This is a genomic window from Thiomicrorhabdus arctica DSM 13458 (assembly GCF_000381085.1).
In the GTDB taxonomy this organism is placed as follows: Bacteria; Pseudomonadota; Gammaproteobacteria; order Thiomicrospirales; family Thiomicrospiraceae; genus Thiomicrorhabdus; species Thiomicrorhabdus arctica.
Map to the genome: position 1 here is coordinate 178721 of NZ_KB905900.1, position 20262 is coordinate 198982.

Here is a 20262-nt window from a genome sequence, read left to right on the forward strand (position 1 = left end):
CTGTCTTGCGGTGCATCACAAAACCACTGAATGGAAACACTATGATCACCTTCTCACACATCTCGACTAAATCAATCGTTAATTTGAGCATCATACTGATTCTGCTTAGTGGTTGCACTCGGTATGAAGCCAAACCCCTACCTGAAAACGTATCACTCTCTGACTCTGTGGACAGGCTGAAAGGCGCTCCTCAAATCACATCCCCTCTTAATATCCAGCAAGTTGCCCTATTGGCCTTACTCAATAATTCCGATTTAACCGCTAAACGAACTCAATTACAGGTATCTAAAGCGCAAATTATTTCAGCTCAATTGTTTCCAGATCCTCTCCAATCAATGAACATTGATCAACCTGTAAACGGATCGTCCGGCTTAGTCAATGCTTGGGGAATTGGCTTAAGTTACGACTTAATGTCTCTACTCACCCATACAGACCAGGTAACCAGTGCACAAGAAGCCTTTAAATCGTCAAAAATGACACTGCAATGGCAAGAGTGGCAAGTGGTTCAACAAGCCCGCACACTTTTTGTTCGTAGCGAGCTAGAACACAAACGGCTACAGTTACTATCAACGTCACTGCAACTCTATCAATCCCGATATGCTCTGTCTCAGACCGAATTGCAAAAGGGCAATGTCACCTTGGATGTCACGAGCATTGACCTGACTAGCCTTCTTGACCTGACCAGTCAAATAAATCAACTGGCTCAAACACATAACGATACACAACAAGCCTTAGCGGACATCATGTCACTGGATAGCCGCACGACTTTTCAGCTGCAAGGCCTGCCTGCACTCACACCTTTATCGGTCGATGAATTGGAAATATATCAAAAAAAATTGAACACGACCCGACCCGATTTATTGGCTCTTAAAGCTGGCTATCTCAGTCAAGAAGCCAATGTCCGTAATGCCATCATGGCACAGTTTCCGGCGATCACCTTAGGTGTTAGCCGTGCGAGTGACACAGGAGGGGTATTAACCAATGGACTCAATCTCTCCTTAAACCTGCCTTTATTGAACGGTAATCGAGGCGTCATTGCGCAGACGCGCGCCACACGAGCGCAGCTGTTTGCAGAGTTTCAGGCTCGACTGAATCAAGCACATAACGAAGTGCAAAAGCTGGGGCAACGAGAGCTTCTTTTAAACCAACAGCAAATCCAATTAAACCAGCTTTTACCTGAGGTGCACAAGCTCCTGATCCAAGCTCGCCCCGCCTATCAATTGGGTGAGCTCAACGCCTTAATTTTTATTAACCTAGAAACCAGCTGGATTCAAAAGCAACTGGATCAACTCAATATTGAGCAACTACGATGGGAAAACAAAATTGCGCTTCAAACTCTGCTTGCCATCCCTATGGAATCTCCTGTTAAACTCACAAAACCAACATTTATGGGGGATAAATTATGAAAGCTACCTTACTAACAACCGCTTTACTGCTAGGATTTAATAGCTCGATTGCTCTGTCTGATGAAGACGATACCGTGCCAATAACGGTCACGCTTACGGCACAGGTCCACTCTGAAAAAGTGAGGTTGGAATCCATCACCAAGACGCTCTCCGTTTTTGGTGATATACAACCCGATACCGATCAAATCACGACTCTTTCACTGCCACATGCTGGATTAATCAGCCAAGTCAGTGTGCAACTGGGCCAACAAGTCAAACAAGGCGACGTACTGTTTACCGTAAATACCGCCCCCACGGCCAGAATGACTTACCTGCAAGCACAGGCCGCAGTCGCGTTTGCTCATAAAGACTTAAACCGAGAACGCCAATTATTACGCTCTCATATGAGCACGAACGCACAAGTGTCTATCGCTGAAAGTAAGTTGCAAGACGCTAAGATCAATTTAAACAGTTTAAAAAAGCAGGGATTGGATCAGAATCAGCAGGTATTTAGAGCACCGAAAGATGGGATTATCGTGCAACTTGACCTCAAAGCTGGGCAGCGTGTACAAGCGGACACCAGCGCCGTTCAACTCGCCAGTCAACAACACTGGGTCATCCATTTAGGGATTGAGCCCGAAGATTTATCACAAATCACGCTTGGTCACGCCGTTAAACTGCAGTCAGTGTTTAATGACCAGTTAGTATTTACCTCCCATATTTCACAAATCAATGCCATTCTCAATCCTGCCACCAAACGGGTGGATGTCATTGCATCCATTCCCTCAGAGCTCACACAGTCTTTAGTCTTAGGCAGCCGTTTGAAAGGTGAGATTCAACTCAATACGCACTCAGGTATCACGGTGCCTCGCAGTGCGATTTTATACGATGAGCAAGGCGCGTTTGTCTATCAAAACATCCAGAATAAGGCCATAAAAACCAGAGTTATGACAGGTGAAAGTGACCATAATTTCGTAGAGGTCATCCATGGCCTGCAAAAGAGTGATCACGTGATTACGCAAGGCAATTATGAGCTAGAAGAAGGCATGGCCATTCAGGAGAGCCAACCATGAATTTAGCACACTGGGCTGCCAAACACCGTCGATCCATTTTATTTTTCTTTCTCATTTTAACCATTGCTGGTGGTTTCAGTGTCTCTCAACTCCCTCAAGGCATGTTCCCTAATATAAATTTTCCGCGCATTGCAGTCACCATCGAAGCGGGTGATCAACCCGCTGACCAAATGGTCATCGCCGTTACTCGAAAAATAGAGGAGACTGTTCGACCTGTTCCTGGCGTTCACTCGATACGTTCAACCACCAGTCGCGGTAGCGCAGAAGCCTCTATTAACTTCAATTGGGGTCAGGACATGGGCTCTGCATTGTTGCAAGTTGAGTCCGCCATTAACCAAAGTCTTCCGAATCTCCCTCCTGGCACCAAATTTACTGTCAGGCGCATGGACCCAACCGTGTTCCCTGTTATTGCCTATAGCTTGACCTCTGACCAACTGTCACAAGTTACCATTAGAGACATAGGACAACAGCAATTAGTGCCTCTACTCTCGTCCATTGAAGGCATCGCAAAAGTGGTCATCATGGGCGGCGACAAAGCTGAATTTTTAGTGGAAATTGATCCTGAAAAAATGGCCAGTTACGATTTAGCGTTTAGTGATGTGACTCAAGCACTCTCAGCAAGTAATGTTCTTAAAGCCGTTGGTCGTTTGGAAGACCACTATAAACTTTACCTAAACTTAGCAGACACACGTTTACACGACATAAAGTCCATTCGAAATACTATTTTGCGAAGTGGAACGAACGGACTAGTACGCTTGCAAGACATTGCAAAGATCACAATATCAGTGACTCCGAATTGGCTAAAAACCTCAGCGGATGGTAAACCTGCTGCTTTTTTGATGATCTTTCAACAACCCAAAAGTAATGCGGTATACATTTCAGATCAAGTCAAACAACGGCTTGCCGACTACCAATCTAAATTGCCACACAGCTTACACCTCTCTAAATGGTACGATCAAAGCGAATTAATACATTCTTCCACCAATACCGTTAGAGACGCCATCATAATTGGCGTTCTGCTGGCTGCGCTGATTTTATTTCTCTTTTTACGCAATCTCAAAATAACTCTGATTGCTCTGATTATCGTTCCAGCGGCCCTGTCAGTTTCAGCCCTTACGCTGTATTTGTTAGGCGCCAGTTTCAATATCATGACTTTGGGGGGAATGGCCGCAGCGGTAGGATTGATTGTAGACGATGGTATTGTCATGATTGAGCACATAGTAAGGCGAATGCGCGACAACAAAGATCAGTCTAATGACAGAGACCGCATCAATCATTCTATTCGCGAATCGGCCATTGAATTTACGAAACCGCTCATGGGCTCTTCTGCTGCCACCATTATCATTTTTATACCATTGGCATTTTTAAGTGGTGTAACGGGATCATTTTTTCAAGCATTGTCTCTCACCATGGCCAGTGCGTTATTTGCATCCTTCATGATTGCTTGGTTAGCGGTCCCTTTGCTAGCTGAGCATCTGTTAACCCACAAAGATGCTCAAGTGAACGATACTGGCGCAACCTTTAAAGTCATACAAACCAGATACCAACGTTTAATGAAGGTGGTATTAAACAAACCTATTTGGATTTGGCTCGGTATCTTGCCATTTGTTTTGGCGTCTGGATTAGCCTTTCATAATGTGGGATCAGGCTTTATGCCACATATGGATGAAGGTGGATTTATTCTCGATTTTGTGCAAAAACCCGGCACGTCTATCCCTGAAAGTGAACGGGTCTTACGACAAGTTGAACAGGTATTGATTCATCACCCCGCCATACAAACCTACTCTGCTCGATTAGGAGGTCAGTTGGGTGGCGGCCTCACCGAAACCAATCAAGGTGATTTTTTTGTGCGACTCAAACCTTTCCCTCGCCCAGGAATCGATCAAGTTATGACGGATGTGCGAACAGAAATTGCCTCTAAAATTCCGGGAATAGAGGTGGAAACGGCTCTGTTAATGGAGGATGTTATTGGGGATTTGACCGCTGTGCCTCAACCCATCGAGATCAAACTGTACGGTAATGACTTCCCACAACTCATGAAAGTGGCGACTCAAGTCGCTGAAAAAATCAAAAATATCTCGGGGGTGGTAGAAGTAAAGAATGGCATTATTTTGGCAGGTGATGCTATTACCACCGTAATAGACCGCGAAAAAGCGGCATTTGAAGGCGTCGATCCGGAAAACGTCACGAACCAAATGACGCAATGGCTCACGGGTATTGTGACGACTCAAATTCAGGAAGGAATCAAACTCGTAGGTGTTCGTGTCTGGACGCCTAAATCGGCACGTACGACCATTGAAGACATTGGAAAAATGATGATTCGAGCACCGGATGGTCATCTTTTTCCTTTGAATCGAATTGCCGAAATTACCCCCGAAATAGGGCAACCTCAAATCACACGTGAAAACCTTAAGCGAATGGTTGCTGTCACAGGGCGCATTTCGGGGCGGGACATGGGTTCAACAATCGCTGACATCAAACATCTTTTAAACACTCAAAAGACGTTACCCTCCAGTGTGTATTATGAGTTGGGGGGATTGTACCAACAACAACAAATCGCTTTTAAAGGCTTAATCAGTGTTTTTGTCGCTGCTTTAGCCCTTATTTTTCTACTCTTACTTTTCTTGTATGAAGACATTGCTGCGGCCATTGCTATTCTTGTGCCCCCCTTACTCGCAACGGGCATGGTATTTATCGGACTATGGCTCACCAATATGGAACTTAACATTACGGCAATGATGGGCATGACCATGATTATAGGCATCGTCACCGAAGTCTCGATTTTTTATTTTTCTGAGTTTCAAACCTTAATAAAAGAAGGCGTCGAACAGAATCAAGCCATCATACAAGCGGGAGTTAACCGCATGCGGCCGATTGCGATGACCACATTGGCCGCCATACTTGCACTCATTCCTTTAGCCTTAGCACTGGGGCAAGGTTCCGAAATGCAGCAGCCATTGGCCATCGCCATTATTTCTGGATTATTAGTGCAAATACCCCTGGTGATTATCGTCATGCCATTGGTCTACCGAATGTTTGCAAAACCCTTTTTTAAACGAGGGAAACCATCGAAAAACGTGTAACGTTTGACTCAAATTGAAAGGTATTGAAATAAGGCTAACACAGAGACAGGAGAGTTAAAGGGTGCGGCCACCAGGACTCGAACCTGGATCTGCCCCTTAGGAGGGGGCCGTTATATCCCTTGAACTATAGCCGCAGATTAGAAATCAGTATAAGAATGAATAAGTCTAGACTCACTGAGTAGGCATATTATCCACAATTTAACCCTAAATACAGGCTTCTTCTCTAAATTAAATTCATTTAATTTAAATTATTTAAAATTTGACCAGGCCTGGTCCGTTTCAGTTCACATCCTTAATCCATTAAGATAAATACAGCTATAAAACAGTCGCGTAGTTTACAACTATAATGCCTTCATTTTTAAACGATTTCGCGTTAAACCCCTGTTAAAACAGGGCTATATTGCTTATGATGATACACAAGCCTATTTACGTCGGTGTCACCTAACTTAAGGACTCGTAATGCCATATCCCGTTAGAGAATCCGCTGAATCTCTTAATCAAACCCAAATCTTCAAGGTTTATATCGTTGCTGGTTTAATGGCTCTAATTGCTGGCTACATCAATAGCGCTATGTTGATTGAGTTTAGTATACCGGTGAGTCAAATGTCAGGAGTAGCCTCTCAAGTCAGCGCCCATTTGGTCGCATTTGACTGGTCTTTGCTCAGTATCGCTATGCTGATTTTAATCAGCTTTATTTTAGGGGCCTTCATTTCAGGCCTACTGATAGGGCAACAACCTTATAACGAAACGCCAAACTATGGCTATGGCTTAATTCTGAACTGTGTTTTGCTGACCCTTGCCGCTCTATTCAGCTTCCAACACTCGGTCTTTTCTGTCCTTCTCAGCGCCATGGCGTGTGGTATTCAAAATGCCTTAGTCGCGAGCTATAGAGGCCTGCAATTGCGCACCACCCACATGACGGGCAATGCGACCGATATAGGGGTGCATTTTGCCAAGAAGATAATGTCTAAAACTCCGTGGAATTGGCAAAGTAATGTCTTAGTCGTACTGCTGGTACATTATGTACTGGGAGGCATTATAGGCATCTACGCCTATCTAGCCATTCCGAATTGGTCACTGATTTTTCCTGGTCTTTTAACAGGAATACTCGGTAGCATCTACTTGAGGAATTATTCACGTAAAACAGCACGTAAGGCACGCCAACCTTAAGAAAGCACTATTAATAGTTGCTTTCAAGGTGGCTTCAAAAAACTTACCCTACGTCCACATGGATTTGTAAAGCCGTAGGATAGGTCTGGTAAGGCTAGAAATTTAAGATCGCTGACTCGATAACAACATTGTCATAGTATGTTTATCACCACTGGCAATCATGACTTCATTATCAAAGACATTACCTGCTTCGACACAGACAAATTCTGGCCATACATCGTCAGGGACATCCGCAAAGCCTTTAACGGTTTCAGGTCCTGGATTCCAAACAACAGCCGAATCTGCATGCTGTTTTTCAATAGTGATATTGCGTTGATGACCAACATCTTCAATCGAAACATCACTCGTCTGATGTAAATAGACCGAGTCCATTGGAGGATTTAAGGTTAAGGTTTTCACTTGGCGTTCAGCGGGTGCATGGCTCAACTTATCTAAATGAGTACTGCCTTCTAAGCCGGTTATCACTAAGTTTCTGGCATCTGCCACATTAAAATAGGTGTGAAAAGCTTCTGTAATTTGAATGTCGTGGTTACTCAAATTGGTGGTGATTAATGACATGGCTAACTTCTCACCGACTTCAATTCTTAAAGCCAGATGAAAACTGTGTGGCCAAATCGCTAAGGTATCTGCATTAGAATCAAATGTTAATACGATTTCTGTCACACCAGAGTCTAAGTTAGCAATATGGTCTAAATGCCAAACGGCATTGCGTACAAAACCATGCGCTGGCGCTGATGTTTCTTGCGAATGGGCCCCAAACCATGGCCAGCAAATAGGGATTCCACCTCGCACAGGCTTCTGGCCGTTATAAAGGGCCGTCGGGCTCACCCATAATAGATCTTGGCCATTCTTAGGCGTAAAACTTAAAACACAGCCGCCGTGAGTGGTGATCTGAGCGGATGCAAAGGCATTTTCAACATCAATCATCATGATGTTTTCTCGCATTGAAAAACGAACGCCTTCTGCAGAAAATTGTTGTGAATAACGACTTGGCATACCGCCCCCTAAATGTAGAATGAATTAAAATAAATTAAATAAGATTTTAACCATCCATTTGAAGCTGGCGGTTAAAGCTGAATCAAGAAGGCTATGCACGCCACTCCGTTAAGGTTTTTTCAAGTAACTCTTGGGGGTAGTCACCTGTGACATAAGCTTCACCAATCGACTTTAATAACACCAAACGAATCGTACCTGCCTGAGCTTTTTTATCACCGGCCATAATGGCGAGAAATGTTTTATTATCCATTTCAGACACGTTAGGTGGATAGACAGGTAAATGAGCACGCTCAAAAATGTTTTTAATACGCCCGAAATCACCATCGTCAATATCGTCCAACAGAGAAGATAGAAAAACAGCTTGCATGGTACCGGCACTCACACCTTCACCATGTAACCAATTGCCATACCCCATACCGGCTTCAATCGCATGACCAAACGTGTGACCTAGATTAAACAAAGCACGCAGACCCGCTTCTTTTTCGTCCTTAGCAACGATCTGCGCCTTATCCCCGCAAGAGCGTTCGATGGCGTACGCCAAAGCTTCTGGTTCTCGTAGCATGAGTTTTTCAATATTGACTTCAAGCCATTCAAAAAACTCAGAATCTTGAATCAAGCCATATTTAATGACTTCTGCCAGACCTGATGACAGTTGGCGTTCATCTAAGGTGCTCAAAGTTTGCGTATCAATGACGACACACTCTGGTTGATGAAAGGCACCAATCATGTTTTTACCAAGCGGGTGATTTACACCCGTTTTTCCGCCCACAGAAGAATCCACTTGCGACAATAACGTAGTGGGCATTTGAATAAAGTTCACACCGCGCTGAAAAGACGCTGCCGCAAAGCCGGTCATGTCGCCAATGACACCCCCACCAAGCGCGATCAAGGTACAGCTACGATCAAAGCGTTGACCGATCAATTCATCAAACACCAAATTAAGCGTTTCCAGGGTTTTATATTGCTCACCATCTGGCAAGACCACAGATTTGACATCAAAATCGGCAAAGGCTTTTTCACAGGCCTCTAAATACAGAGGTGCGACGGTCGTGTTGGTGACAATCAACACCTGTTTACCTTTAACGTAAGGCTTAACTAACTCGGCATTGCCCATTAGCCCTTGACCAATAAAAATGGGATAACTTCTGTCGCCTAACTCAACACGTAATGTCTTCACTGTTCTGTCTCTTTTTTTAAATAAGGTTTACTGAGTAACTCTTGGAGGATTGATTCTGCTGTCTTAAATCATCTAAATCATCTAAATCATCTAAATCATCTAAATAATATGCTCTTCTTCTAATCGTTCAAGGATTTGTTTGACCACGCGATGCACGGACACCTGCTGAGTTTCAATGACAAGGTCAGCCATTTCTAAATACCAAGGCTCACGCTTTTCCATCAATTCGGCCAGCACTTTTCCTGGGTTATCGGTTTGTAAAAGCGGTCGATTTCGATCATGTTTGGTACGCTGAATTAAGGCTTCTACTGGTGATTTCAGATAGACCACAAAGCCGCGCGTACGCAGATGTTGACGATTTTTTTCGCGCTCCACCACGCCACCTCCCGTCGCTAAAACGACTTCGCAACGCTTAGTGAGTTCATCAATCACCAGTTCTTCACGTTCACGAAACCCTGCCTCACCCTCGATGTCAAAAATCATCGGAATAGTGGCACCCGTTCGGTGTTCAATTTCATGATCACTGTCGACAAATTGATAGTTCAGCTTTTCTGCAACCAATCTGCCTACTGTGGACTTTCCTGCCCCCATAGGGCCTACTAAAAATATACTTTCTTTATGCATAAAGTCATTGTAATAGATTTATGAAAGCGCCTCCATTTAAGATTCAATAAATGCGTAATATTTTGTGAGAACAGGTCCTATTCAAAAGATGTAAGTGGACCATTTAAGCGAACCGTCCCTCCCCCGTTAAAAACACACTATAAAGAGACTTTATTCACGACCATTGCAAGAGTCCCTTTCATAGCTTCCCCCATGCATAAATTCTCTGTTAAAATAGGCCACTAGCAAAAAGCCAGTCACTTGGAGTAGTAGTATGCGCGGTTCACTTTATATTGTTTCAGCCCCTTCTGGTGCCGGTAAAACCTCATTAGTCGGCAAGTTAATTGAATTAGACAGCCGTATTATAGTCTCCGTTTCAAGCACCACTCGCGATAAACGCCCTGGCGAAGAAAATGGCGTTAACTACCATTTTTTGAATCTTGAAGAGTTTCAAGAGAAAATAGCCGAGGGTGATTTTTTAGAACATGCTCAGGTTTTTGATAACTTTTACGGGACTTCGCAAAGCAGTGTTGAGAACCAGCTTAATTCAGGTAAAGATGTCATTCTAGAAATTGACTGGCAAGGCGCGCAGCAAGTTAGAGCACTGATGCCGAATGCCATTGCTATCTTTATTTTACCGCCGTCTTTAAAAGAGCTAAAAAAACGCTTAACAGGACGTGGAACCGATAGTAACGAGGTCATAGAACGCCGCATGGCAGAAGCCGTCAGCGAAATCTCTCATTACGATGAATTTGATTACATTGTCATTAACAATAATTTTGATATCGCCTTAAAAGAGTTGCACAGTATTTTTAGTTCTGGCCGACTGGCGCAAACCAAACAAGTAGAAGCCCATAACAACTTAATTCAAGCCATGCTTGATTAAGTCAGTATAAACAGCACACACATATTTCGCATATTGAATTTTAGGAGCGACGAATGCCTGGTTTTGAGATTTTTGATGAATCTGAAAAAGAACAAATTAATGAAGTCATGGACAAAGGTTTTACCTTTCGCTACAACTTTGACGGCATGCGTAATGACGTCTGGAAAGCACGTGAACTAGAAGGCATGATTTGCGAAACTTTAGATGTTAAACACGCCCATTTAGTTTCCAGTGGCACCACAGCCTTAACCACAGCCTTAATGGCGGCGGGTATAGGGGCAGGTGATGAAGTCATAGTGCCTCCATTTACCTTTGTGGCGAGTGTAGAAGCGCTTGTATTTGCTGGCGCAATACCTATTTTTGCCGAAATTGATGAAACCCTAACCTTATCACCAGAAGGTATTGAAGCCGTCATTACGCCGCGCACTAAAGCGATTAACTTTGTGCATATGTGTGGTTCGATGGGCAAGATGGATGAAATCAAAGCGATTTGCGACAAACATAACCTAGTCTTACTTGAAGATGCTTGCCAGGCCACTGGCGCAAGTTATAAGGGCAAGGCATTAGGCACTATCGGCCAGGTCGGCACCTTCTCTTTTGACTCCGTTAAAACCATCTCTTGTGGAGAGGGCGGCGCAGTACTGACCAATGACTCTAATATCTATAAAAATGCGCACATGTTTGCCGATCACGGTCATGACCATATGGGGATGGATCGTGGCGCAGAAAGCCACCCTATTATGGGTAACAACTTTCGTATTTCAGAGATGAACGCGGCGGTTGGTGTGGCGCAATGGCGTAAATTACCGCGTATCTTAGAGACGCAACGTAAAAACAAAAAAGTCCTCAAAGATGCTTTAAAGCAGTATCCAGAAGTGACTTTCCGTGAACTACCGGATGAAGCAGGCGATAATGCTGGTTTCTTAAGCATCTTCCTGCCGACAGAAACCCGCGCTCGTGAAGTGGTCGCTGGCCTAGCAGAGCAAAAAGTGCCGGCGGTATTTTATTGGTACGCTAATAACTGGCATTACCTAAAGAACTGGACCCATATTCATAATATGACCGCATCTGCTAAACTACCCATTGAGCTGATTGCAGATCGCCCGGATTACACCCAAATTAAAACGCCAAAATCGGATGCCATCATCAGTCGTACCGTTTCAATGCTGATTCAACTGTCATGGACAGAAGAAGACATTCAATCGCGTATTGATGCTTTCGCAACTGTTTTTAACCAATAAGACCAAGGATTATATTCAATGAAGTTTCGTAATTTTAAAACTGTCCCTAAAATGATTTTTGGTCGTGGTTCATTTGATCAACTAGATGATGTCCTCGCGGATGAGCGTCAGAAAGTCGGCGATTTCGTGGTCTTTTTGGTTGATGAAGTTCATAAAGACAAGCCGTTAGCAGAACGCATTCCAGCCACCGATAAAGATATGGTGATTTGGTTAGACGTCACGGACGAGCCTAAAACCACTTACGTCGATGCCTTAACAGCTGAAGTTCAGACGTTTGCGGCTGAAAACAACAACGGCCGCAATCCTGTGAGTGTCGTTGGATTAGGCGGTGGTTCAGCATTAGATTTAGGTAAGGCTGTAGCCTTAATGCTGACCAATGAAGGTGGCTCAGCCTCTTATCAGGGTTGGGATCTGATCAAAAATCCAGCGGTTCACCATGTTGGCATTCCAACCATCTCTGGCACGGGAGCTGAAGCGTCACGTACTACCGTATTAACGGGGCCTGATAAAAAATTAGGCATGAACTCAGATTACACCGTTTACGACCAAATTATTATGGATCCCGATTTGATTCAAGGCGTGCCTGCGAACCAGTGGTTCTATACCGGAATGGATTGCTATATTCACAATATTGAAGCGCTAAATGGTACTTACATCAATGAATTTGCGCGTGCTTTTGGTGAAAAATCTTTAGACCTTTGTAGCCAAGTCTTTTTGCAAGATCACCCTGATTCTGACGAGAAATTGATGATGGCATCCTACATGGGTGGCCAAAGTATCGCTTATAGCCAGGTTGGCGCGTGTCACGCACTCTCTTACGGTTTGTCGTATGTAATGGGTTATCACCACGGGATTGGTAACTGTATCGCGTTTGATGTCTTAGAAGATTTTTATCCAGAAGGCGTTAAAGTCTTCCGTGAGATGATGAAAAAACACAACATTGTGCTGCCAAAAGGCGTCACCAAAGACCTTTCTGAAGCTGATATGGATAAGATGATTCGTACGGCTTCTGGTTTAGCGCCGCTGTGGGACAATGTCTACGGTCCAAACTGGAAAGAGAAAGTAACGCCAGAATTGTTACGTTCACTTTACGAGAGAATGTAGTTTTGATTGCCTCTTTTAGCGCCTAGCTTCGTTAGGGCTTTCGGTCATTGAGCGATACTCAACTCCCTTTGCCCTGCCTTGCTAAGTATCTAAACTAGTTTGCCAAAACCATTCATATTCTTGCCTAATTAAAACCTCCTTGAACCCATCTCCTAATCTAAAGAGATCCTTATGAATACTTATGTCTTTATCCCTGCTCGTTATGGCTCTTCGCGTTTACCGGGAAAACCGCTTAAATTGATTGATGGCAAGCCGATGATTCAACATGTGTATGAACGCATCTCTAAAGCTCAAGGGTTAGCGGGGGTTTATATTGCAACCGATGATGATCGCATTAAAAATGTCGTCGAGGCCTTTGGTGGCAAGGTGATCATGACGCCTATTGAGGCCGCTTCGGGCACAGACCGTATCGCATCCGCCGCCAATGCATTAGGTTTGAAAGAGGATGATTTGATTGTCAATGTGCAAGGCGACCAACCATTGGTACATCCTGAGTCGATTGAAGATGTCATTTCACCCTTTATGGCGGATGATTATGATGGTAGTTTCGAGATGAGTACTTTGTCTTTTAAAATCGTCAATGAAGCGGAAATAACCAATCCAAAAGATGTCAAAATGGTGATGGATGTTAATGGTTTCGCACTGTATTTTTCACGTGCCACCATTCCACATGGCCGTGATTATTGGGAGCATGATAGCTTTAAACATTTAGGCATTTACGCTTATACCAAGGGCTTTGTTGATACCTTTAATGCCTTACCAATGGGTAAGTTAGAAGAGATTGAAAAACTGGAACAACTGCGTGCTTTAGAATACGGTCATAAAATTAAAGTGGTTGAAAGTAAATGGGATTCACCAGAAGTCGATCTCCCCGGAGACATCGCTATGATGGAAGCTTTATTGCAAACAGGGCATTAATTGTAACTGTTTAAAACGCTTAAAAATGACCAGGCCTGGTCGTTTTAAACGTCTATTTTATGAGATCTCTATGACTTTATATCAACTGTTAATTAGACTGCTAAGCCCTCTCATTGTCGTGTTAATCATGGTAGAAGCGATTAAGCGCAAAACCGGTGCTGATTTTTTCTTGCAACGTCTAGGCCTCTCTTATCCGCCACTCTCAAAATCGGGTTCAAAACGTATATGGTTGCACTGTGCATCCGTCGGTGAAGTCAAGGCCGCAGAATCACTTATCCGCGCTATACAGCCTCAATTTGACGTATTGATAACGACCAATACCCCAAGTGGAAAAGCCATTGTTGAAACGGTTTTTTCACACTCCGTAGAGCATCGTTATCTGCCGGTCGATTGGCCTTTTGCAATCCGTCGCTTTTTTAAGGCCTGCCAACCTTCAGAGTGCTGGATTTTAGAAACTGAAATTTGGCCTAACCTCTATCGGCTTTGTCAGCAAGAGCAGATTCCAGTTACCATCATCAATGCACGGATATCCCATAAAACACTCAATGCACCTTCTTGGCTTAAAGAGGCTTATAAACAAAGCTTACAACTTGTCACCCGAGTACTTGCACGCTCGCAAACTGAAGCGGATCGTTTCATAAGCTTGGGCACGGATCCTGAAACCGTTATCGCCATCGGCAATTTAAAATACGCGAATCAAGAAACGATTACCCATTATCCAAATCCAATTAATCGCGACTATATTTTGCTAGCCTCTAGCCATGCGGCTGAAGAACTCAGTATTAGCCAGGCCTGGCTCAAACACAACAGACCTGAACTTTTAGTGATTGTGCCGCGTCACCCTAAACGCAGTGCTTCGATTCAAAAACAGCTCCTCACCCTTTCTAAATCGGTCAAGGTCGCAAGCAAGGGCCAATCACCAGACTCTGAGAGTAAACTGTTTTTAGATGATCGTCTAGGCCAACTCATGCCTCTGTTCGAGCATGCTAAACTCGTCATTATGGGGGGTAGCTTCGCACCCAAAGGAGGGCATAATGTCCTCGAACCAGCCCGTTACCAGCAAGCCATTTTGACAGGACCAGATATGTCTGATTTTGAAGATGAAACCGCTCTGCTTTTAAAATATCAAGGCCTTTTGCAGTGCGATAATTTAGGGACGTTAGACACCACAATGTTAGCGTTAATAGATGATGAAAACCTACGTCTACAACTCGGCCAACAAGCTTTGCTTGCAATCCAATCTCAAAAGGGTATCCTAGAAAACTACTTAAAAGTACTACTTGGTGGTACTAATAACACACAATAAGATGTTATTCTGCAGAAGAGTTTGAAACCCAAGCGTAATTTCGTGTAAAATAACTCTTTACCTTTAAATTTAAGTGGAAACTCGATATGGCACGTGTCACAGTAGAAGATTGTTTAGATCAAGTAGAAAACCGTTTTGAACTTGTTATTTTAAGTGCTAAACGTGCACGTCAAATTGCAAATGGTGCAGAGCCAACTGTTGATTGGGACAATGATAAGCCAACCGTTGTCGCATTGCGCGAACTTGCCGCCGGCACGATTGATGCGGATGTTGTTTTGGCTGATCCAAATACTCCTCCATTTTTCAGCTAAAAACCACTCCTCCTATGCCCACTCCAAACTCGATAAACGGTCTACTTGAGAAAGCCTCGAAATATTTAACCGCAGAACAAGTTGCGGGTATTCAAGTAGCTTATGATTTTGGAGATTTGGCGCATGAAGGTCAATCCCGTAAATCGGGTGAAGCCTATATTTGGCACCCAATTGCGGTCGCTGAAATCCTTGCAGATATTCAACTCGACCAAGAAAGTTTGATTGCCGCCATCCTCCATGATGTTATTGAAGACACCCCTTACTCGAAACAAGATATAACGGATCGTTTTGGCGAAAATGTGGCTGAGATTGTCGACGGTGTGACGAAATTAGGTAAACTTGAGTTTGATAACCCGCAAGAAGCACAAGCTGAAAACTTTCGTAAAATGATTTTAGCGATGGCTCGAGATATACGTGTCATTCTGATTAAACTGGCCGATCGTCTGCATAATATGCGTACTTTGGGTGTGATGCGTCCGGATAAACAACGCCGAATAGCCCGCGAAACCTTAGACATCTTTGCACCCATTGCAGGTCGCTTAGGAATCAATGCGATACGTTTGGAACTGGAAGACCTCGGCTTTAAAGCGATGTACCCTTACCGCTTTGCAGTATTAGAAAGTGCTGTCAAGAAAGCGCGTGGTAATCGTAAAGAAGTTATTGAACAAATCACCGACACCATCCAGAATCGACTCAATCAAGAGCATATTTCTGGCACGGTATGTGGTCGCGAAAAACATCTCTATAGTCTTTACAAAAAAATGCAGAATAAGCGCCAGAGCTTTGCCGATATATTGGATATCTTTGCATTTCGAATCGTTGTCGATACGGTAGACGAATGTTACCGTACTTTAGGCTCTGTTCACTCTCTATACAAACCACTGCCTCAACGTTTTAAAGACTATATTGCCATCCCAAAAGGCAATGGCTATCAGTCCCTGCATACCTCATTGTTTGGCCCTTATGGTGTGCATTTAGAGGTCCAGATACGTGATAAAATCATGAATGAAGTCTCTGAGCACGGGATTGCAGCCCATTGGCAGTATAAACAAGATGACTCGCAGACAAAAAAAGGCACCTCACAGGTGGATGCACGTGCCCAGGAGTGGGTCAAAAACCTGCTTGAGATTCAGCAAAGTGCTGGTAACTCGCTCGACTTCTTAGAGAATGTCAAAATTGACCTGTTCCCAGATGTTATCTATGTATTCACTCCAAAAGGCGATATCATCACACTGCCGACAGGCTCAACACCCGTCGATTTTGCCTATGCAGTGCACACCGATATCGGTCATGCCACCGTCGGTTGCCGAATTGATAAAAAGTTGGTGCCATTACGCACTCCACTCCAAAGTGGTAAAACTATCCACATCATTAAAAGCAAAGATGCTCAGCCAAATCCGGCTTGGCTCAATTTTGTCAGTACCGCAAAAGCCCGTTCGCAAATCCGCCATTTTATGAAAAATCAGCGTGTAGGTGATGCCATGAGTCTGGGTCACAAAATGCTCGCAAAATCTTTGCGAAAATTTAACATGTCCTATGAAGGCTTGACGGAGGAGATTCGCGACGAGCTGATTGAAGTGCTTAAACTGTCAAGTTGGGAGCAACTATTAGAGGATTTGGGTTCTGGGAATCGCATGTCGCCTTTGGTTGCCAAACAGATTCATGATGTCGTATTGGGCACGGATGATAGGATTGCACCGAAGAACCTTGGGTTAGAGGCAGGCCTACCTATTTCAGGGACGGAAGGCATGGTGCTTCATTTTGCCAACTGCTGCCATCCAATACCGGGCGATCAAATTGTCGGGTTTATCAGTACAGAGAAAGGACTAGTGATTCACAGAAACAGTTGTCACAACGTTAAAAATCTGAAAAATAATCCCGAAAAATACCTGGATGTACATTGGGATGACCACGCGACTGGCACCTATTTAGTGGATATTCAACTGGAAGCAAAAAACGAGCGTGGCACTCTGGCTAAAATTGCCAGTGAAATTGCCAAAACCAACACGGATATCGAGCGCGTCAGTTCTGAAGACAAAGATGAGTCCTATAGTTTGATGCACTTTGTCATTAACGTTCGCGACCGCATACATTTGGCCAAGATAATGCGCCACTTAAAACGTTTACCGATTGTGGAAAAGATTCAACGCCTGTAAAAACAAGCTTTTAACCAGGCCTGGTCATTTGACCGTTTACTGAAAACCGACTATTCAAATCTCGTTTAAAGTCTAGCAGAGTAGGCCTTGTTCAAAAACATCGGGGCCCCTAATGCTTGAAATCTATTGACTCAGCACCTCATCACCGACGACTGTTAACCCTAAAGATGTCCAAGCCTGCATACCCCCTCGATAATATTTTAATTTTTCAGGGGGATAACCTATTTTTAACAGCGAAAAAGCTTCTCTTGTAAACATACTTGGCGTTTGTCCACAAAAATAACCATTGCAATAACCGATAATGGTTTTGGCTTGGCTGAAGTCTAATTGACCTTTATCATCCACCTTAACATTAAAGAATTTTTCGACCGTTTCATCAGCATTAAGTTCCCCTTTAAACAAACTATACGGCACATTGATACTGCCCGGAATTCGCATCCGCGCAAACCAAAATGGAGTGCGGGTATCGACCAACATGATATTCGAGTTTTTTTGAGCCTTTTGCAGATAATCAATGAGTTCCAACTCTCCAATGGTTTCAATGCCGGGTGCCAAGCTCATCGGCTGAAGAGAGCCAACCGTCGTGCTGCTGTAGAGATCGGTGATGGTATTGCCTGGCGTTTGATTACGCTGAATCGTGAAAGATTCGCCATTTAACGTGATATTCACGGATTTTACACCCTTCGTGAGCAAGACTTCGCCCACGGTAGCCGAGCCGTCAGGCTCCTCAGCTAATAATGGCGTAAACACTAACCAAAAGAGACTAAATCCAAGCCAAAATTGACGATAAACCATACTGATTCCCACTCTAATGTGAATGATTACTCTAAAAACGGCTGTTTATAAGTAGATGTACTATAAGCGATTCTTGGCGAATCTCTTAGTAAAATTTTATTGTGTCTGCCCCCATGCAAACCCTACTTCAGTTCGATAATTTTGATAGAATTTACGGACATTTTAATTCATAAAAAGAGAATCAATATGAAAGAGATCATCTCAACTCCAAATGCACCCCAAGCGATAGGGACTTACTCGCAAGCCGTACGAGTAGCCAATACTGTGTATCTATCGGGTCAAATTGCACTGATTCCAGAAACGATGGAACTGAAAGAAGGGGACATTTCTGAGCGTATTCATCAAGTTTTCAAAAATCTAACGGCGGTGTGTGAAGCGGCTGGTGGCTCTTTACAAGATATCGTTAAATTAAATATTTTCTTAACCGATATGAGTCACTTTGCAAGCGTTAATGAGATTATGGCATTGTATTTTGAAGAACCTTACCCTGCACGTGCCGCCGTTGCCGTTAAGCAATTGCCTAAAGATACTGATGTCGAAATGGATGGTGTCATGGTCTTATCATCTTATTAGAATCGTGACTGGAGACCAAAGGTTTGACCAGGCCTGGTCAAATTAAAAAGCCCTCAAATTCGAGGGCTTTTTTGGAGTGTTTACAGAACATAACACGCATGACTCAGAAGAGGATTCAAGAGACGACTTAACCGTTACAAATCGCGAGCTTGGATAAAGGTCAGCACCCCTTCTGCAGCTTGCCTACCTTGCGCCATCACTCCCGTCAGTAGATAACCGCCCGTCGGCGCTTCCCAATCAAGCATCTCTCCAGCACAAAATATCCCAGGCATCGCTTTTAACATCAAATGCTCGTCTAGGTTTGCAAAACCCACGCCACCCGCGCTACTAATCGCCTCTTCAATCGGCCGCATAGCAATAAGGTTGAGTGGCAAAGACTTCAAGGTCGAAGCCACCAGGCCTGGTTGGTTTAATTCGGTCTTATTCAGCACGTCTCTTAATAATGAAGCCTTTACACCTGTCAGCCCTAATCGTTTCCAAAAAGAGCTTAAGCTCTGCTTACCTTGCGGCATACTCAACTGTTCGGACAAATGCGACAGAGCGCGATGCGGAAACAGATCCAAATGAATCGTCAAAGGAGCATGAAGAGCTAACTGCTCTCTGAGCAATTTTGAGAAGGTGTAGATCAGACTACCCTCTACGCCCTTTTCAGTGATCATCAGCTCACCCAACTGACTAAGAGTTTCACCCTGCTCGGTCGTGAAACTCAACTGGACATTTTTTAAAGGCGTGCCAGCAAACTTCATTTTAAAAACCTCACTCCAAAACAGATCAAACCCCATATTGGCTGGCTGTAATGGGGTAATGCTAATCCCCTTTTCAGACAGGGGTGTTATCCAACGTCCGGTCGACCCTAAATGTGGCCAAGATGCACCCCCTAACGCCAGAATCACAGCATCAAATTCAAATACTTTTACGCCATCAGGCGTATCAAAAAGCCACTCTTTCCATTGCCCCTCTGCCGAGGTTTGAGACCGCGGCCAGCCAATCCAACGATGTTTCATGTGAAACACTGTATGCTGGCTTTTAAGCTGATGTAACCAAGCTCTTAACAGAGGGGCGGCTTTTTTATCTAAAGGGTAGACCTTGCCTGAGGAGCCGACAAAGGTTTCAAAACCAAAGCTTGCCGCCCAAGCACGCAAATCTGTCGGGGTAAACTTTTCTAAGGCCGGTGTTAATAAATTTTGAGCTTCAAAGTAGCGAGTTTTAAACAGTTCAAAATCCTCGCCATGCGTCAGATTCAAACCGCCACGTCCCGCTTGCAAAAACTTCCTGGCCGCAGAGGGCATTGCATCAAAGACTATAGGCGCATAACCTGCTTCCGCTAAGATTTGTGCCGCCATCAGGCCTGCTGGCCCCGCACCAATAATGGCAATTTTTGGTAATCTCTTAGGCAGAGTGGTCGACAAAATAAGCTCATCCTTGTGAATTGAATCTAACGGCAGAATCGAATTGGAATAATTTACTATAAAGATAAGGCACATA

Annotated in this window: 17 protein-coding genes and 1 tRNA gene; 12 read left to right on the forward strand and 6 right to left on the reverse strand. The window is 44.0% G+C overall.

Translation table 11 applies throughout. The features are described from left to right. The first annotated feature begins 41 nt into the window (after positions 1-41). From F612_RS0109310 to F612_RS0109320, 3 genes are read left to right on the forward strand one after another with little or no spacing between them, the layout of a single operon-like run. On the forward strand, positions 42-1406 hold the full coding sequence (locus tag F612_RS0109310; protein ID WP_019557496.1) for a TolC family protein: 1365 nt from the start codon (positions 42-44) through the stop codon (positions 1404-1406). Next, positions 1403-2458, forward strand: a complete 1056-nt coding sequence (locus tag F612_RS0109315) for an efflux RND transporter periplasmic adaptor subunit (protein WP_019557497.1) — start codon at positions 1403-1405, stop codon at positions 2456-2458. The genes F612_RS0109310 and F612_RS0109315 overlap by 4 nt, the downstream gene beginning before the upstream one ends. Further along, the gene (locus F612_RS0109320; protein WP_019557498.1) at positions 2455-5541 is read left to right on the forward strand and encodes an efflux RND transporter permease subunit; all 3087 of its coding nucleotides are present in this window, start codon (positions 2455-2457) and stop codon (positions 5539-5541) included. The genes F612_RS0109315 and F612_RS0109320 overlap by 4 nt, the downstream gene beginning before the upstream one ends. A gap of 62 nt (positions 5542-5603) precedes the next feature. On the opposite strand, the gene F612_RS0109325 is transcribed toward F612_RS0109320, so the two are convergent. Further along, a tRNA-Arg gene (locus F612_RS0109325) sits at positions 5604-5675 on the reverse strand. A 325-nt stretch (positions 5676-6000) separates the two neighbouring features. Between F612_RS0109325 and F612_RS0109330 the strand changes: the two genes are divergently transcribed. Then, positions 6001-6711, forward strand: a complete 711-nt coding sequence (locus F612_RS0109330; RefSeq protein WP_019557499.1) for a YoaK family protein — start codon at positions 6001-6003, stop codon at positions 6709-6711. 102 nt (positions 6712-6813) lie between these two features. Here the strand turns inward: F612_RS0109330 and F612_RS0109335 are convergent, their stop codons facing one another. The 3 genes from F612_RS0109335 to aroK form a co-directional block, all read right to left on the reverse strand. After that, complete coding sequence (locus tag F612_RS0109335) at positions 6814-7707, reverse strand: D-hexose-6-phosphate mutarotase (protein ID WP_019557500.1); 894 nt, start codon at positions 7705-7707, stop codon at positions 6814-6816. A gap of 91 nt (positions 7708-7798) precedes the next feature. Then, entirely contained in the window at positions 7799-8884 is a 1086-nt protein-coding gene (aroB, locus tag F612_RS13355) for a 3-dehydroquinate synthase (protein WP_019557501.1), read from the reverse strand. Positions 8885-8983: 99 nt separating this feature from the next. Further along, positions 8984-9508 (reverse strand): shikimate kinase AroK, encoded by a 525-nt coding sequence (gene aroK, locus F612_RS13360; protein ID WP_019557502.1) that lies wholly within the window; start codon positions 9506-9508, stop codon positions 8984-8986. A 253-nt stretch (positions 9509-9761) separates the two neighbouring features. On the opposite strand from aroK, the gene gmk reads away from it, so the two are divergent. The 7 genes from gmk (at position 9762) to F612_RS0109380 (ending at position 17409) form a co-directional block, all read left to right on the forward strand. Beyond that, entirely contained in the window at positions 9762-10373 is a 612-nt protein-coding gene (gene gmk, locus F612_RS0109350; protein WP_019557503.1) for a guanylate kinase, read from the forward strand. Between the two features lie 53 nt (positions 10374-10426). Next, on the forward strand, positions 10427-11614 hold the full coding sequence (locus F612_RS0109355) for a DegT/DnrJ/EryC1/StrS family aminotransferase (protein WP_019557504.1): 1188 nt from the start codon (positions 10427-10429) through the stop codon (positions 11612-11614). Between the two features lie 18 nt (positions 11615-11632). Then, positions 11633-12718 carry an iron-containing alcohol dehydrogenase family protein gene (locus tag F612_RS0109360; protein ID WP_019557505.1) on the forward strand — a complete coding sequence of 362 codons (1086 nt, stop codon included), beginning with the start codon at positions 11633-11635 and terminating at the stop codon, positions 12716-12718. Between the two features lie 171 nt (positions 12719-12889). After that, complete coding sequence (kdsB, locus tag F612_RS0109365; RefSeq protein ID WP_019557506.1) at positions 12890-13636, forward strand: 3-deoxy-manno-octulosonate cytidylyltransferase; 747 nt, start codon at positions 12890-12892, stop codon at positions 13634-13636. Between the two features lie 70 nt (positions 13637-13706). Continuing rightward, the gene (locus F612_RS0109370) at positions 13707-14942 is read left to right on the forward strand and encodes a 3-deoxy-D-manno-octulosonic acid transferase (RefSeq protein WP_019557507.1); all 1236 of its coding nucleotides are present in this window, start codon (positions 13707-13709) and stop codon (positions 14940-14942) included. A gap of 86 nt (positions 14943-15028) precedes the next feature. Further along, positions 15029-15253 (forward strand): DNA-directed RNA polymerase subunit omega, encoded by a 225-nt coding sequence (gene rpoZ / locus F612_RS0109375; protein WP_019557508.1) that lies wholly within the window; start codon positions 15029-15031, stop codon positions 15251-15253. A 14-nt stretch (positions 15254-15267) separates the two neighbouring features. Then, positions 15268-17409, forward strand: coding sequence for a RelA/SpoT family protein (locus tag F612_RS0109380; protein WP_019557509.1), 2142 nt, complete (start codon positions 15268-15270; stop codon positions 17407-17409). 123 nt (positions 17410-17532) lie between these two features. Here the strand turns inward: F612_RS0109380 and F612_RS0109385 are convergent, their stop codons facing one another. Further along, complete coding sequence (locus F612_RS0109385) at positions 17533-18204, reverse strand: rhodanese-like domain-containing protein (RefSeq protein ID WP_019557510.1); 672 nt, start codon at positions 18202-18204, stop codon at positions 17533-17535. A gap of 186 nt (positions 18205-18390) precedes the next feature. Here F612_RS0109385 and F612_RS0109390 point away from each other — a divergent pair, with 186 nt between their 5' ends. Then, on the forward strand, positions 18391-18777 hold the full coding sequence (locus F612_RS0109390; RefSeq protein WP_019557511.1) for a RidA family protein: 387 nt from the start codon (positions 18391-18393) through the stop codon (positions 18775-18777). 134 nt (positions 18778-18911) lie between these two features. On the opposite strand, the gene F612_RS0109395 is transcribed toward F612_RS0109390, so the two are convergent. Beyond that, the gene (locus tag F612_RS0109395) at positions 18912-20261 is read right to left on the reverse strand and encodes a TIGR03862 family flavoprotein (RefSeq protein WP_019557512.1); all 1350 of its coding nucleotides are present in this window, start codon (positions 20259-20261) and stop codon (positions 18912-18914) included. Between the last annotated feature and the right edge of the window lies 1 nt (position 20262).